This is a genomic window from Pseudomonas sp. NPDC087615 (assembly GCF_044743445.1).
Lineage (GTDB): Bacteria > Pseudomonadota > Gammaproteobacteria > Pseudomonadales > Pseudomonadaceae > Aquipseudomonas > Aquipseudomonas baetica_A.
This window is the reverse complement of sequence record NZ_JBIUWM010000003.1, coordinates 1-15,797: the sequence shown is the minus strand read 5'-3', so window position 1 is coordinate 15,797 and position 15,797 is coordinate 1. Positions and strand designations below refer to the sequence as shown.

Genomic DNA, 15,797 nt, shown 5'->3' with positions numbered 1-15,797 from the left:
TTTACGCTTTTTATCGATGCTTCCCTAATAGATGATCGCCGCTATAAACCACCGGTCTTGTGCCGGGTGCGGACATCGCGCCCCGTGACGAACCTTTTTTGAGGAGACGATCATGCTTGAACTCAGACCTTTCAGCTCGCTGGGCGGCGCCCATCATGGCTGGCTGGATGCCCATCACCATTTTTCGTTCGCCGAATACTACGATCCACAGCGCATGAACTGGGGCAATTTGCGGGTCTGGAACGACGACGTGATTGCCGCGGGCACCGGTTTCCCGCAACACCCGCACCGAGACATGGAAATCATCACCTATGTGCGTGAAGGTGCGATTACCCACCAGGACAATCTGGGCAACAAGGGCCGTACCGAAGCGGGCGATGTGCAAGTGATGAGCGCCGGCACCGGCATCGCGCACAGTGAGTACAACCTGGAGGCAAAGGACACCAAAATCTTCCAGATCTGGATTCTGCCGACCGAAACCGGCGCTCCGCCGTCGTGGGGTGCAAAACCGTTCCCGAAAGGGCAGCGCGAAGGCTTCGTGACCCTGGCAAGCGGCAAGGATGGTGACGACCAGAGCCTGCGCATTCGCGCCGATGCCCGCTTGGTCGCCGCCAATATCAAGGCAGGAGAAACCGCCGAGTATCGCCTTGATGAAGGGCGCCGGGCTTACCTGGTTCCAGCCACTGGTGTGATTGAAGTCAACGGCTTGCGTGCACAAGCTCGAGACGGTGTAGCGATTGCACAGGAGCAGGTGCTGACGGTTACGGCGATCGAAGACAGTGAAATCGTATTGGTGGATTTGGCTTGATTGCTTGATTCAAAAACAAAAAAAGGGGCAGCCATGACGGCTGCCCCTTTTTTAGGCTTCGCGTTTATCGAGCCCTACTGGCTGGAAATAGCACCATCAACCAACGTCTGCGCTTCGGCCACCAGTTGCTTGAGGTGATCGTCGCTAATGAAGCTTTCGGCGTAGATTTTGTAAATGTCTTCAGTGCCCGACGGACGCGCTGCGAACCAGCCGTTTTCGGTCATGACTTTCAGACCGCCAATGGCTTGGTCGTTGCCTGGCGCGTGGCTGAGGATGCTCTGGATCTTCTCGCCGGCCAACTCGGTCGAAGTGACCTGCGCAGGCGACAGCTTGCTCAGCAGGGCTTTCTGTTCGGGATTGGCCTTGGCGTCAACGCGCACAGAGAACGGTTCACCCAGTTCGGCGGTTAGCGCGTTGTAAGCCTGACTTGGATCGCGACCGTTGCGAGCAGTCATTTCCGCGGCAAGCAATGCCGGGATCAGGCCGTCCTTGTCGGTGCTCCAAACGCCACCGTCCTTGCGCAGGAACGATGCGCCGGCGCTCTCCTCGCCACCAAACCCCAACGAACCATCGAACAGCCCCTCAGCGAACCATTTGAAACCGACCGGCACCTCGTACAGACGTCGACCCAGGCGCTTGGCGACGCGATCGATCAGACCACTGCTGACCACGGTTTTACCCACGGCGGCATCGGCACGCCACTGCGGACGATTCTGGAACAGGTAATCGATGGACACCGCCAGATAATTGTTCGGCGCGAGCAAACCACCGGACGGCGTCACGATGCCATGGCGATCGTGATCAGGGTCGCAGGCAAACGCCACGTCGAAACGATCTTTGAGGCCAATCAATCCCTGCATCGCGTAGCTGGACGATGGGTCCATGCGAATCTGGCCGTCCCAGTCAACGGTCATGAAACGGAACGTCGGATCGACTTCCTTGTTCACCACCTCCAGGTCCAGACGATAGTGCTCGGCGATGGCCGACCAGTAGCGCACCCCTGCTCCGCCCAACGGATCGACGCCCAGATGCAGCTTGGCATCACGAATCGCATCGAAATCGATCACGTTGATCAGATCGGCAACGTAGCTGTTTACGTAGTCGTGACGGTGAGTGGTGCTGACCTTGAGCGCCTGCTCGTAGCTGATCCGTTTAACGCCTGCCAGTTTATTGACCAGCAGTTCGTTAGCCTTGGCTTCGATCCACTTGGTGATGTGGGTGTCGGCCGGGCCGCCGTTGGTTGGGTTGTATTTGTAGCCACCGCTTTGTGGCGGGTTGTGCGACGGCGTAATGACGATGCCGTCGGCCAGGCCCGAGGTGCGGCCACGGTTGTAGCAGAGAATGGCGTGGGAGATGGCAGGCGTCGGCGTGTATTCATCACCTTCGGCGATCATCACCGTCACACCATTGGCCGCCAGCACTTCCAGCGCGCTGGCACCGGCCGGGGTCGAGAGTGCGTGAGTATCGATGCCGACAAACAGCGGACCGGTAATCCCTTGAGCCTCGCGGTAAAGGCAGATCGCCTGACTGATGGCCAGAACATGCCATTCATTGAAACTCAAATCGAAGGAACTGCCCCGATGACCAGAGGTGCCAAACGCCACGCGTTGCGTGGAAATGGAAGCGTCAGGCTGGCCGGTGTAATAAGCCGTCACCAGTCGCGGGATATCGACCAACAATTCTGCCGGTGCCGGTTTGCCCGCAAAAGGACTGAGAGTCATGCAAAACCTCTGGAATAGGTGGTTCAGGAATAGAGCGCAGTTTACTGGCAGTTTGACCGCAGCGCGATGGGATCTATCCGGCACACTTGCGATGTTTTTTAACGTTATTCGTCGGGCGCCAGACGCAATGCGTCGCCCAATAGCCCGACGACACTGACCAGATCGTGATCGCCAAGACCCAGCGGGCTCAAACGCAGATGGTGCGCATGCAAACCCTGCAGACTGAACAGCTCCCCCGGCGCAATAATGATCTGTTGCTTGAGCAGACGGTGGAACACGTTCCCCATATCGACCGGCCGTAACGAACGGACCCACACAGTCGCCCCGCCCTGCGGTTCTGCAATCTGCAGCGCGTCGCCCAGGCGCTCGCGCAATAGTTGGATCAATTGCGTACGGCGCTCCTTGAGCATCCGCCGCAGTACAGCCTGATGCTGATCCATCCGACCACCCCCCAACAGTCTGGCGATGGCCTTTTGGCGTATTGGTGACAATCGGAACGCGCGCAGCAGGAAATGGCGCTGCAACTCACTGCGCCAATGATGCGAAAGGACAAAACCGAACGGTGCCTCTGCACCGATGAATTTTTCGAACGAGGAAAACACCAGCAAGCGATCGGGATCCAGCCAGTCTCGCAGGCGCTGGGAGTCTATTCGCTCGTCAAACTCGCTGTAACAGTCGTTTTCAAGTACCCAGGTGCCATGGCACCCCAGCAGATGCGCAATGGCCTGTCGATTGGCCTGAGACAGCAGGCTCCCCTGAGGCATACTCAATACCGAAGACAAAAGGATCAGCCGCACCGACTCTTTCTTGAGCAACGACTCCAGTCGTTGTGGATCAATCACTCCCCCGTCCAGCAGTGGCAACTCGATGACGCGCACGTCGGCGGCCTCCAGGAGACGCAAGATCACCCAATCACAGGGCGATTCGACCACCACGGTGGCCCCGCGCAACTCAAGTACCGAAATGAGTATCTCCAGCACCCCACGAAGATCGGCGCCGATATAGACATCATCCGCATGCCAGCAGTTAACCGTTGAGGAGGTGTATCGTGCGGCCAGTACCGTGCGCAATTCCAGTTCACCGCTGGGTTGCACCAACCATTGCGGCTGGCGTGGATACTGGCGTAGCAGTTCACGTTCGAGCATCAGTAACGGGCTGTCCAGCGATTGCAGTGATGCCGGATCGTCGTCGCTCAACACGCGCATTCCCGGACGCTTGGTGTTGACGTAGACAGTTTCCAGCATATCCCTGCCGCTACCGGGCAAATCCATGGTGGGTAACGCTTGCGCGTAATAACCGGACTTGGCTATCGAATAGACTCGCCCTTCCTTTTCCAGTAGCGAATAGGCGTACTGGACGGTCGAGATAGACACATTCAGCCGATCAGCCAGTTGGCGCAGTGAAGGTAAGCGCACCGCCGAACTACTTCCCGCTTCGTCGATCAGTTGCGTCAGATAACGATAAACCGCCTGATAAACGAAGTCGTTTTCCCGCGTTGCTTTCACGAGCACGCCTTCATGGGCTTTGATTCACCTTTTGGCAAATGGATCACGATCAGCCTTCCGCCGACCGATCGACTGCCGACCCGGAATCTACCCCATCAAGGCTCGCGTTTTGCGCGGCGACTTCGCCGGGGGAAGGCATTTGAATCGGCCCCATGGCGTAAAGACGAACGATCAGTCCGACCGATAAACCGCTGACATCCGTCATCCACTTCAGGACTTGCTCAGGTGCATGCAGGCCTTGCATCGCCCGGTGCAGATCCGGCAGCGCAACCAACATCCCGGGATGGCAATTGCGCAGGAACCGTTCAAGCCCGGAACCGCTATCAATGAACGGTGCGAACAAAAGACACGTCAGCTGGATTTCGCTCAGATCAAAACGGGTTTGCAGGCAGCACTCTGCCTGCAACCGCAGTTGTGCAGGTTCCTGCAGATTGCCGAAGCTGGAAATCAGCTGTTCGCACAGCGGTTCAGGTACCTGTTTTGCGCGCATCGTTGTCAGGCAGCTTTGCAGGTAATCGCTGATACCCGCCTCGTAGGTTCGCCCCTCGATAAGTCTCGCCTGCAATCCACACAAATGCGCTGCCACCAAGGGATCTGCGTACTCATCATCACCTTGATAGAGCGCCAGGTCATCTGCCTGAAATCCAAGAAAGTCACTCAGCAAGGGCCAGCGCTCTTCAAGCTTGCCGACGATCATGTCATTGATGCCGATGAAACTGGTGCGTCGACAGGCTTCGAATTGACCTTCAGGGCGCCACGCGACCCGCTCCTCGTCCGTATAGAACTCGCGGTAGTAGTCGCCACCGAGCCCGTCAAGCAGCGGGAACAGCATTTCGAAGCCCGCCGAACTGGCTAGCGACCCGGCGATTGCCGCTTTCTGCACCGCACGGTTCAACCCATCGAGAAATTGCTTCTGACGGCGCGGGGATTCGCTACCGATCATCGCGTCGACACCATTGTTCCAGCGGGCGACCTGGCCGTAGTACTCGGCGGTGGCCAGATAAGCGTCATCCCAAAACTCCAGCGTTTCACTGAAGGTCCTGCGGTGACCGAGCAACAGCAAGTTGATACGGTTAGCCTCACGCCCTTCGTCACAGATAGGTGCCTGATGATCAAACGGCAAGACCTGCCGATGATCCACCATCAACAGCTCGACTCGTGGGTCATCGTACAGAAACAGTGCGCTGTAGCTGCGGTGCATGTTTTGCAGTGCCGTCTGGCTATTGCCATTCCAGCGCAAAGTCGCCACCCGCAACTGGAAGGTCGCGGGCGCACGCCCTGCGATACTCAACTGCGCAGCCCGCAGCAATGCAAGCGTGTAACAACTGTCGCGCGAGCCGGTCTGGTTCACCAGTACCTTGAAATGGCCAATGTTCTCCATGCCGCCAGCGGCCACGGCCAGTCGCTGTATCAATAACTGCAACGCCGTGCGCTCTGCACGGGAAAAGAAGCTCAGCAAACGCTGCAATACTTGCTGGTAGACATAATTCATAGCCTGGTCATGGATCGTGCTCATCGGTATTTACCCGGTATCAAAAGTTTCATGCCATAACGACGGAGATATCAGCCGTACGACAATTCATCAAGTAAGTAATAGACGCTCAAATGCTAACACTTACAAATTCGTAGTTATTTGAAACACTTGAGCTGCTAAAAGCCAACCAATCACCGAAGGACAGCTTCAACTGCCTGTATTTGCTTGGTTTTTTTCTATATTGAATATTCCTAGGAAACTTCCCACAACGTCCCACGACAAGTGAGTACAAGAAATAGAGAAGCAGTTTCCGAATAGACCTACAACAATTAAACAAGAGTCGGCGCGTTCAACAGCGCTAGCCGTTTTATGTAATGCAGGACAAATTGAATGCACAGCCATGGCTCATTCCTTGAGATGAAAGTAATCCTTCAATTATCAGGGCTTATAGTTCGATTAGAAGATACAGATCGGGAGCAAAAACCAGTTCAGTTGCTGAACTGTCCGGGGGCAGCACCAAGGAAGTCTATTTTTCTGAAGAGGGGGAATAAACGCAAAGGAGTCCGTGGGACCACGGACTCCGGGACCAGGCTTTACGCCGGTTCGACTTGAAGAGCGACCCGTTCGCGACATGGGCATTCGTCCATATAGCGATGCGCTTCGACGAACTCGTTGAACGGGAATACACGGGTCTTGAGCGGCACCAGCACGCGGTCAGCGGTCAACTGGTTAATGTCACGCAAGGCTCGTTGCAGGGCGACGTGATCCTGGGTGATGCCCAGTTCCGGTTTGCCGGTGAAGTTGCCGATGCAGTGCACGAAGAACTGGATATTCTTCTGGAACGCCGCACACGCTGGAAATGGCGTCTGGTTACCGCCTTGCAGACCATACAATACAAGGCTGCCACGCGGTGCCAGCACATCGCCAAGCAACGACATCTGCGGGCCGCCAAGGCCATCGAAGACGACGTCGACACCACGGTTGTCGGTGATCTTGTTGATTCGCATCAACAGATCTTCTTCTTCAGTGACAATAACCTTTTCCGCACCAAGGGAGAGCAGGTATTCGCGCTCCTCCGCCTTCTTGGTCGCGGCAATCACCCGCACGCCCATCGCCTTGCCCAACTGGACAAACGAAGGACCGGCGCAATGGCTGGCGTCGGTCACCAGAGCAAACTGCCCCGGCTTGACCCGTGCCAGATCGGCGTAAGCAAAATAAGCGATCAGCAGCGGTGTGTAATGCACACTGGCTTCGATTGGGCTGAGCACATCCGGATAACGGGTCAGCGCGGTACGCGGCAGCACAATCGACTCGCCGTAGACGGGGTAGTCATTCGGGCTTTCGGCCGGGAAACTGGCGACCTTGTCACCGACAGACAGGTCCTCGATATCGGCACCGACCGCTGTGACCACACCGGCCATTTCATGGCCAAGGCCCGATGGCAGGCGCGCCTGGGACGATGCCAGGTTTTGACGCCATAGCGTGTCGTACCAGCTAATGCCGATCGCTTCGACACGCACCTGCACTTCGCCAGGACCTGGCTGAGCGGCTGCATGCTCTTCGCATTTGAGCACCTCGGCCGGACCAAACTTGTGAAAACGGATCGTGCGGGACATCGCAAACCTCGTCAAAGTAACCTCTAATGCCCTGAACTCTATCTGGGCTTCTAACCCAAGACTATCAGTGGCTATTAATAGTCGACATGCCTGTCATTGATTCCGCAGCATGGGTGGCATGGGTGAAATCCGTGAAAAACGGCTGCCACCGTCTGAGTAAAACTGAATTTACGGGTGCAGAGTAACAGCCTTTCCCCGTAAGATTCATGCCGGCCATTGTTCTCATATGGCCGCTCTCGTCAAGCTTGATGACTCTGCCAGGACTCCAGATGAATCGTAATGACCTGCGTCGTGTCGACCTGAACCTGTTGATCGTATTCGAAACATTGATGCACGAACGCAGTGTGACCCGGGCGGCGGAAAAACTGTTTCTCGGGCAACCGGCGATCAGCGCGGCGCTTTCGCGCCTGCGCAGCCTGTTCGATGACCCACTGTTCGTACGCACCGGCCGGAGCATGGAACCGTCCGCCCGCGCGGTGGAAATCTTCGCCCTGCTCTCACCCGCCCTCGACTCGATTTCGACCGCGGTCAGCCGCGCAGCGGAGTTCGACCCGGCGACCAGCACCTCGGTGTTTCGTATCGGTTTGTCCGATGACGTTGAATTCGCTTTGCTGCCCATGCTGCTCAAACGCCTACGCGCCGAGTCGCCGGGGATCGTACTGGTGGTGCGTCGGGTCAACTACATCCTGATGCCGGGTTTGCTGGCATCAGGCGAAATCTCCATCGGCGTCAGCTACACCACAGACTTGCCGGCTAACGCCAAACGCAAGGTCTTGCGCCGTAGTCAGCCCAAGTTGTTACGTGCCGACACCGTACCCGGGCCACTTAGCCTTGATGATTACTGCGCACGCCCGCATGCGCTGGTGTCGTTCGCTGGTGACCTCAGTGGCTTTATCGACGAAGAACTGGAAAAACTCGGCCGCAAACGCCATGTCGTACTCGCCGTGCCGCAGTTCAACGGCTTGAGCACGTTGCTGGCGGGCACCGACATCGTCGCAACCGTGCCGGACTACACCGCCGAGGCACTGACGGCGGCCGGTGGTGTTCGCGCAGAAGATCCGCCGTTGCCGACCCGTACGTTTGAACTGCACATGGCTTGGCGCGGGTCGCAGGATAACGATCCGGGTGAGCGTTGGTTGCGGTCGCGGATTCAGATGTTTTTTGGCGACCCTGAGAGTCTTTAGGCGTCGGCTGGCAGGCTGTTCGGCTGATCATTTCTGCCTTTTCACAGACCATGGAGCTCCATTCACTTCCAGTGGATTGCTACATTGGGGGCACATCTGAGGGCATGCTTTGAATGGTTTGAAACGGATGCCCCCAGTCTAACGCCACAACAAGACCTACCCCTCGACATAGTTAAGCGCCACCAGAATCGCATCCAGCGCACCCGGAAAGCAGTCAACGCTCTGGTCGCTTTGGCGAAGCAACACCAAATCGCGAAGGTATTCTGGGGCAGCTAACCGGTAATTTGCCTGTCGACCTCAAGTCCCTTAGAAAGCAGCATGTCTGAACTCCAAAGGGAAAAAGGATGCGGTTCGTCTGGTACCGAAAAGAAGCGTCAGTCGACGTGGTTAAGCCCCCAACTCCTCCTGTCTTTCCATGGGGTCAACCGCACCCTGCCCTTCAATCTCCCTTGCCAAAAACGGCGCGCGCCGCCGCAAATAGTCCAATTTGATGTCGCCATCGAAAAATGCTGTTGCGTACTCTTCACGGACCTTCAGACAATCATGATCGTTCAGTTTCAGGCGTGTAATGGTAGCGAGCACCCGCGCCTCAATCGCGGGATCAAGACCCTCGCCGGGAATAACCTGGTAGCTGACCAGTTCGAGACGAAACCATCCATCCTCGACCTCGAAAGGGTCTAGGACATCCTGGTAGTTGTTCTTGCGGGCATTCATTAGCGTGCAGGCCAAGCGGTAGTTCTGCCATTCGTATACGTCCTGCCACGCATGAGACTTAGCTAGCATATGGTCCACTGAACCACCGCCCGTGACTCGCTCGATATAGATACAGATATAGGCGCAGAGACGGCCGTACGCTTCCATCAAGTCCGGTAGAGCATGGGTCCACACAGGTGGAAACTTGTCAGCCGGAATATCTTCGCGTGTTTGCGCCACGACCTTCCTGGGCCGCCCTCTACGCGCGGGTAAGGCCTCCTCACCTACCAGCTCGGCAATAGCTCGATGACCAGGCTTTCTGACTATTTCATCAAAGCTCTCAGGCTCATTCGCCGGCTCGACTCGAATCATATGTTGCCCAACCTCTGCTCGCGGAAGTTGCTCCAGCGAACCCAGAAAGAATCGACATCACTCAAGCTACCCCGAAGTGCCGAGTCTATATCGCTAAGCGTGCTCTTCTGCTCAGCTGTTAAGGGCGCCTTTTGCAGGCTGACTTGCCGCAAAAATGCTCGGGCACGACCCAGCGCTTCTTCGGCAACCACGGAGCTGGGCTCCTTCAGATTGAAAACCTCAGAAGAGAGCCAAGCATTCACGTCCCCTTTACGCGAATAGGGATAGAGCGATGCCTGTACTTCGGCACCGACCAAGTCGAAATCCCAGATGCAATCACGCGCACTATCAAAATCAGGTTCGACCGAAGCCAGCACCAACGGTGAATGAGTCGCTGCCAATAGCTGCACAGGTACCTCACGACTGCCAGTGAGTGCATTCATGACATTGAGCAACGCGGGGACGATACGGCGCTGCCATTGCGGATGCAGGTGGCACTCGATTTCATCAATTAGAAAGATGATCTCTCTTGCCGGTTGGACCCGGTAACGCTCATAAGCTAATTGATGCTCTCGCCAAGTCCATACCAGCAGATAGGCCAATGCTGCAATACGACGCATCCCTGCCGAAGCCTGGGTCAACGGCACATCCTGTCCGTAAGGCATGTGTAACGAGGGAATGTATCGGACACTATCGCCCACTCGCATCGGCTCCCCCGGCTTCATTTTTTCTACACCAGAAGGAGAAAGAGCATCCAGCACTTTGACCAGATCATCGAAAGCGGGCTTGCTACCTTCTTGCCACAGAACCCAATCACTGATCAGCCCGTTGCACAGTTGGGTTTTGCCGTCGCTGGAAAGCAAACCATTCCAGACCTCATCAGGTGAAAAGTCAAAGCTACGTGGACGGTTCGGTGCTGCTGCCTCTCCCTTGTCCCCCTTCCAGTAGTTACGGGCCGGGTCCCAGACAGAGAAGCTGCCGTCGACTCCGGCATAGATCACTACTCCTGGAATTGCCGGACGGCTCTGCTTAACCGACCATTGCTGAGACTCATGGTCGAAATTACTTTTGTAGACAAATTCGCCGGTACTACCTTCGTAGCAGTAAGCAATACTCGACTGACTGGCGTCCTTACGCGGAGTGGCTATGCCGTCTCTAGGCCAAGTGCGCGTTAGTGACCACCAGGCGATGTCTAAAACAAAGCTTTTACCCAAACCATTGTCGCCGGTCAGGAAATTCAGACGCGGTTTGAAGTCGATGGCGAGCCTCTCTGCAGGACCAACACCTTCGAACGTCAGGTTTTTAAGCATGGGCGGTGTCTCCAATCATTCAGGCATTCAGGCATTCAGGCATTCAGGCATTCAGGCATTCAGGCGCCGACCCATAGGCGCAATGTGAGGTTCACAAAACCGTTGGGTGCTGTCCGCCAACAAGGCACTTGTACCTATTATCAAGCAATCATTTTGAGGAAACGTAGGCGAGTCTCCAAAGCGTTGACCGCCCAAGCTGGGCATGTCCTTGCGCTGGTTTTCTCTGAGTCCGCCAGCCACGCTCGCACACTACGTGCACTACATGGACGCTTAGTTTCTTGGGCAATGAGCTCAGCTGCTTGGGCTTGAGTAACGCCCGATTTGTCTATAAGCCACAGGAGCTTGTCTTTAGAGTACATGGAAAGCCTCGTAGGCACATGTGCCTATTGTAATCCATCGAGGCAAACTCGTCGAAAGCGCCCAAGCTCGCACCCGGAAGGGCATGCTGTTGGCGCTGATGCGATTTTGAACCAGACTACCGGAATTCATTGACCCACCCGAGTACTCAAAAAATGATGACCTTGTGGGTGATTTCGTAGGCAGTATGTGGGTCAGTCAAAATCAGCAGCCTGAGGTAAAAATCGTATCAGCGCCGACACGTCAACGCGGTCAGAACGCTTTTTCATTACCTGAATAACAAGCTTGGACACTGATTCTGTGCACCGATGGAGGCCGGGGGACCGGGCTACCCTTATTGAAAAGGACAACCATGAGTAAGAAATCGCCTGAGCTAATACCGCTCCTCGACTATTTGCGGATTCATCGTGTCATTCGCAGCGTGCTGGACTCATGTCAGGCAGACACTGCTCACGCTTGCTGGTACTTCAGCATGGCGGGCGCTGCAATCCTAAGCCGACACTACAGGAGAGAGGCTCATCCCCTCGCAGGCGCAATGTGCCTGATGACGGATGTCGAAGACTCGAAGGTCATGTGCTTCGCAACAATTGAAGATGGCGAAGCCCATAGCAGCCCCAGCGCCTTCCACGCGATGGTCGCGTGCGACGGCTATCTAATCGATTTTATGAGCCCGATTTTTCCAGAGACGGCTAAATCTTCCCACCACGCGTTTACCCCACCAGCCAAGTCCTTTCAGCGAAAATTCGAGACCATGAATCCATCCCCTATGGAACTCGAACAGGCTGGTGATTTTTTCTTCGATCCGAATCCAGTGCTGACCGACAAACTTGTGCGGAAAGTCCTGGAAAGCCGATTTCTCAGTGATGTGATAAATGGATGCTGTGACTGGTACAGGCGGCCCCCGAAAACAATCCCTCCGACAATCACGGTGGGTGATGAAAAAGGCCAGATGACCACCGTGAAGCTCAAGGATGTGTCAGTAGTCGGCTCTTGGTAAGCGAAGCTGGGTTGGGCTATTCACAAGGTGGTTGCCCCTGAGAGGAGCCTCCTCCCACACCGCCCTGGCGACTTTCCACGTAGCGGGCTACGTGTACCGCCTGATTGAAAGACCCAACCATTGTGCGCGGTTAAGGGCCAGCCTTTGACCAAGACACACCAGCGGGCTTTTGCAGCACATCCCGCCATCAGCCTGCTTTGTCGCTCGTTTTCTAGAATTCCGGGGCCCCCAACAAGACCAGAAGGGTCTAGCATGGGATCCGGCATTTACTGATGGCCAATACGTACGGATACAGAAATGGCAAGGATTGATCTGAAAGTCCCCTTCTCAGAAAAAGATGAAGCGAAATCACTCGGTGCCAGGTGGGACCCGAGCCTGAAGACTTGGTACATCCCCGAGGGTGTCGACATCGGCCCCTTGGCTCAATGGCTGCCCGTAACAGAGCACGCAGACCTGGAGCACGGACCTGAATTTAGCGTCAGAGCATCGTATTACTACGTCATAGAGTCAGTGTCCGACTGCTGGGGCTGCTCCAATTTGACCCGCGTGTTTTCGTTCAAGCTGCCCGAGCAACACGAAGAGTTAGATTACTACGAGGATGATGACGAAGATTTCCCGCTCACAAGCAACCTCGGCGAATGGAAGTGCCATGGGCATCGCAGGACGGTCTCCAACGTTGACAGCCTTTCCCCCCAAGTCACGAAGCAACTCCATCGCTTCACCAACAAGTTCAAGCAGGCCTACAGCAAAACGGCAGGTAGCCGTTACCTGATGAACCACTGCGAAAACTGCGGCGCAAAGCTCGGCGATTTCTTCATGCGCAGCGAACCCGGTGGAGCTTTCTTTCCGACCTCACCACACGAAGCTCAGCGGATGACTCTCATCAGAATCAACGAGCGGTTCGACGCCAACTGTAGCGTCGGCTTTGCATCCGAAGATTTTTTCGACTGGATGCAGGTTCGCCAGCAACCCTAATTACCCTATCCAATCCCGGACTGCCCGAGGCCCCCACGCACCTCAGGCCCACTTGCGGCATGAGTTAAATCAGTAGAAGGCGCTGCATCGATGGCAAGGATGTTCCCAGACAACGGGCCTTTCGGCACCGAGAGCAAGGGCGAACGAGATCTCTACACTGTCTTCAAGACGGAGCTACCGGACGACTACGTTGTCATCCACAGCCTTCCCTGGCTCTGCTCCGCTGTGAACAAGGTTGACCCTCAAGCAAAGCCGACCGGAGAGATCGATTTCTTGATCGTCCATCCGGAAAAAGGGCTGCTCGTGCTTGAAGTGAAGAGCGGCAAATACGGCGTTAGGAACAACCAGTTTGTCCACCTCCACAAGCATTACACCATCGACCCCATCGGCCAGACCCGCGACAACGTCCACGGAATCGCCCGGTGGTTGGGTTCCGATCCGTCACTTCGATTCCGGATCGGCTACGGGTTTATTTTTCCCAACTCCGACTTTGCAGGAAAGGCGACCACGCCTGGAATGTACGACACGACTTCCACTCCCCCACAGCCGCTATACATCGACTATCGAGAGATGCCGAACGTTACGCAGCGTGTCGTGGACCTGATGGACTACTGGAAAACCACCCTGGGAAATTCCGATTTGGGCGAAGCCCGCTTCACTCGTGTCGTTGAATTTCTCACCCCGGAAATCGACGGCAGGCGTGGCTGGGCCAGTCGCATCTTCTTCGACAACAAGCTCTGGCTCCAACTGACCGAGGAACAGAGCACGGTAGTCACAAGGGTGCTAAAGAACCAGACGTCGCTCGTGACCGGATGGCCTGGAACCGGCAAAACACTGATCGTAATCGAAACCGCTCGGAGACTGGCCGCGCAGCAAAAGAAGGTGCTGGTGGTTTCGTTCAACAACAAGCTCACGGAGTACGTCCGCACCCAGCTTACTGACTCAAAAGGCTGCGAAGTGGCGACCTGGCACGGCCTATGTGGGCAGGCGCGCAACGCCCTGGGCCGCACCAGTGAAGCGGGAAAGGAAGATGAGTGGTATAGGCAGCAATGCGAGCTCGATCTGAAAGACGCCATTGATCAAGGGCGCATGGCCGATTACAGCGCCTTGCTTGTCGACGAGTCCCAAGCGCTCACCCCTTCCTGGTGCGAAACTCTAACCAGCTGGTTCCATAACAAACCCAAAGCGTTCTTCTGCGACGAAACGCAAGTATTCCCGTACGAACGCGGGAACATCTCCCTGAAGGGCCTTACCGAGCTGCTTGGCGTAGATCCATTTCCACTAACCATCATCCTGCGAATGCCAAAAGCGGTCACGAGCATACTCGAAGAGGTCATGCCCCCTAAACTTCAACATTCGACTCCAAGGACACTGGAGTATGAGACCGCCGTAGAGATAATTAGCGCAAATCCATGCAAGGAAGCTTCTGACATTAGACAAAAACTCATTGACAGCGGAGTTTTACCTGAAGGCATTGTAATTTTAATCGCCAGGTTTATATCAAGACAATACATTGACTACTTGATAAAAGAGCGTCCACGTTGCGAAACAATTACGAAATTCCGGGGATTGGAGGCACCTGTCATTTTGATCCTTGGCGCGGAGCTGCTCGATACCGCTGAGTTATTTAGCGCCTACTCTCGGGCAACGTCAAAATGTATAGCCATTTACAATGCTGCTAGTCGTACTTGGTCAGAAAAGGAAGCATTTAGGTCCAGACTTAAAAGCCTCCCCAACCACCAAGCGACCTTGCAGGATGAAAAAAACAAACTGCGTATCGATAACATAGTAGCTCGCTCCACAAAAAGAACACCGCTAAATCTCGCTAGCCTTAACATTTCCTGGGCCGAATCTTGGCGAGCCTGGCTCATAGAGGCAGACGAAGATCAGTCACTGGTGAAAATGTGGATCGCTTATCTGGCGCACAAGCTACCTCAGCCCATCTTTTTTTGGCCGAAAAACTCAACTAGTAGTTTCCATTTGGCCAAAATCAATCCGTCATCGCCAGATTCCGCTGACTCTCCGGAGTCGTACTCTCCGCAAAGATTAATGTTCTATGCATGCAAGGAGTGTGGCGACTTAACACCACACACTGACATCGCCAAACCTATTTGTAAGCTGTGTGAAACAGAGGTAGACAGAACGCCATATCCGGACAAATCTATCATAGATGAAGTCCTCTTGATGGATGGAGTGGTGTCCGGTGAGCTGCCTAAAGATCGTATTCGTGAGCTGCAACCGAACCTGTCACTAAACATTGCCGCCGCCGCCTCGCTATTCCGTGCGGAACGAAACAAAATCCGCTCAAATGTACTCAAAGTCCAACTACCCGAAGGGCGAAGATTCTATTTGATCGCTTTCATTTTCGCTCAGGTAAGGATTGCTACTTTCAAACCCGGAGCGGTCATGGACGTGAATGCCCTAGCGGATGAAATCCATGGTCGGTTCAACAGACTCACATTAATTTCTTCAGTCGAGTGGAGAAAGATTTTCGCTAACGCGATGGGTACTTTCTACTCGAAAAGCTACACGAAAAAGATCAGCAAAGGCTTCTATTCCCCGGTAGAGGACGACCAGGCGCCTGTGCCAATAAGGTTTAGGTTCAACGGGAACGACGAGGCCAGTGAAGATGGCGAGATCAATGAAGAAAGCCAAGGCAGCGAAGGTGATCACCTCGAAACAGCGCCAGAGAGCGTTGTAGAACAAGGCTAGTGGACTTGCCCCTACCAAACCGGACACCAACTCCCCGTTAAATTGATGCTGCCGCTAAGCGCCTGAACTCCCTCGGAGAGCGATAGTTCAAGGC

Annotated in this window: 11 protein-coding genes; 5 read left to right on the top strand and 6 right to left on the bottom strand. The window is 55.1% G+C overall.

Annotation, left to right across the window (positions count from 1 at the left end; translation table 11 throughout):
- Positions 1 to 112: 112 nt before the first annotated feature.
- Positions 113 to 808 (top strand): pirin family protein, encoded by a 696-nt coding sequence (locus ACIOU6_RS02765; protein ID WP_401133619.1) that lies wholly within the window; start codon positions 113 to 115, stop codon positions 806 to 808.
- 74 nt (positions 809 to 882) lie between these two features.
- Here the strand turns inward: ACIOU6_RS02765 and pgm are convergent, their stop codons facing one another.
- The 4 genes from pgm to ACIOU6_RS02745 all read right to left on the bottom strand — a co-directional run bounded on the left by pgm (position 883) and on the right by ACIOU6_RS02745 (position 7,124).
- On the bottom strand, positions 883 to 2,529 hold the full coding sequence (gene pgm / locus ACIOU6_RS02760) for a phosphoglucomutase (alpha-D-glucose-1,6-bisphosphate-dependent) (protein ID WP_401133616.1): 1,647 nt from the start codon (positions 2,527 to 2,529) through the stop codon (positions 883 to 885).
- Positions 2,530 to 2,633: 104 nt separating this feature from the next.
- Positions 2,634 to 4,034 (bottom strand): PLP-dependent aminotransferase family protein, encoded by a 1,401-nt coding sequence (locus ACIOU6_RS02755; protein ID WP_401133614.1) that lies wholly within the window; start codon positions 4,032 to 4,034, stop codon positions 2,634 to 2,636.
- Between the two features lie 49 nt (positions 4,035 to 4,083).
- Positions 4,084 to 5,550: a hypothetical protein gene (locus ACIOU6_RS02750; protein ID WP_221731806.1), complete on the bottom strand. Its 1,467-nt coding sequence runs from the start codon at positions 5,548 to 5,550 to the stop codon at positions 4,084 to 4,086.
- 551 nt (positions 5,551 to 6,101) lie between these two features.
- The gene (locus ACIOU6_RS02745) at positions 6,102 to 7,124 is read right to left on the bottom strand and encodes a zinc-dependent alcohol dehydrogenase family protein (RefSeq protein WP_221731807.1); all 1,023 of its coding nucleotides are present in this window, start codon (positions 7,122 to 7,124) and stop codon (positions 6,102 to 6,104) included.
- Between the two features lie 269 nt (positions 7,125 to 7,393).
- On the opposite strand from ACIOU6_RS02745, the gene ACIOU6_RS02740 reads away from it, so the two are divergent.
- Complete coding sequence (locus tag ACIOU6_RS02740) at positions 7,394 to 8,308, top strand: LysR family transcriptional regulator (protein WP_260455809.1); 915 nt, start codon at positions 7,394 to 7,396, stop codon at positions 8,306 to 8,308.
- Between the two features lie 387 nt (positions 8,309 to 8,695).
- Here the strand turns inward: ACIOU6_RS02740 and ACIOU6_RS02735 are convergent, their stop codons facing one another.
- Complete coding sequence (locus ACIOU6_RS02735) at positions 8,696 to 9,373, bottom strand: hypothetical protein (RefSeq protein ID WP_274318894.1); 678 nt, start codon at positions 9,371 to 9,373, stop codon at positions 8,696 to 8,698.
- On the bottom strand, positions 9,370 to 10,662 hold the full coding sequence (locus ACIOU6_RS02730) for an AAA family ATPase (protein ID WP_072346006.1): 1,293 nt from the start codon (positions 10,660 to 10,662) through the stop codon (positions 9,370 to 9,372). Before ACIOU6_RS02730 ends, ACIOU6_RS02735 begins: the two co-directional genes overlap by 4 nt.
- A gap of 709 nt (positions 10,663 to 11,371) precedes the next feature.
- Between ACIOU6_RS02730 and ACIOU6_RS02725 the strand changes: the two genes are divergently transcribed.
- The 3 genes from ACIOU6_RS02725 to ACIOU6_RS02715 all read left to right on the top strand — a co-directional run bounded on the left by ACIOU6_RS02725 (position 11,372) and on the right by ACIOU6_RS02715 (position 15,703).
- Positions 11,372 to 12,016 (top strand): DUF2026 family protein, encoded by a 645-nt coding sequence (locus tag ACIOU6_RS02725; protein ID WP_401133609.1) that lies wholly within the window; start codon positions 11,372 to 11,374, stop codon positions 12,014 to 12,016.
- Positions 12,017 to 12,313: 297 nt separating this feature from the next.
- Entirely contained in the window at positions 12,314 to 12,991 is a 678-nt protein-coding gene (locus tag ACIOU6_RS02720; protein WP_401133606.1) for a DUF5710 domain-containing protein, read from the top strand.
- A 90-nt stretch (positions 12,992 to 13,081) separates the two neighbouring features.
- Positions 13,082 to 15,703, top strand: a complete 2,622-nt coding sequence (locus tag ACIOU6_RS02715; protein ID WP_401133603.1) for an AAA family ATPase — start codon at positions 13,082 to 13,084, stop codon at positions 15,701 to 15,703.
- The last annotated feature ends 94 nt before the right edge of the window (positions 15,704 to 15,797 follow it).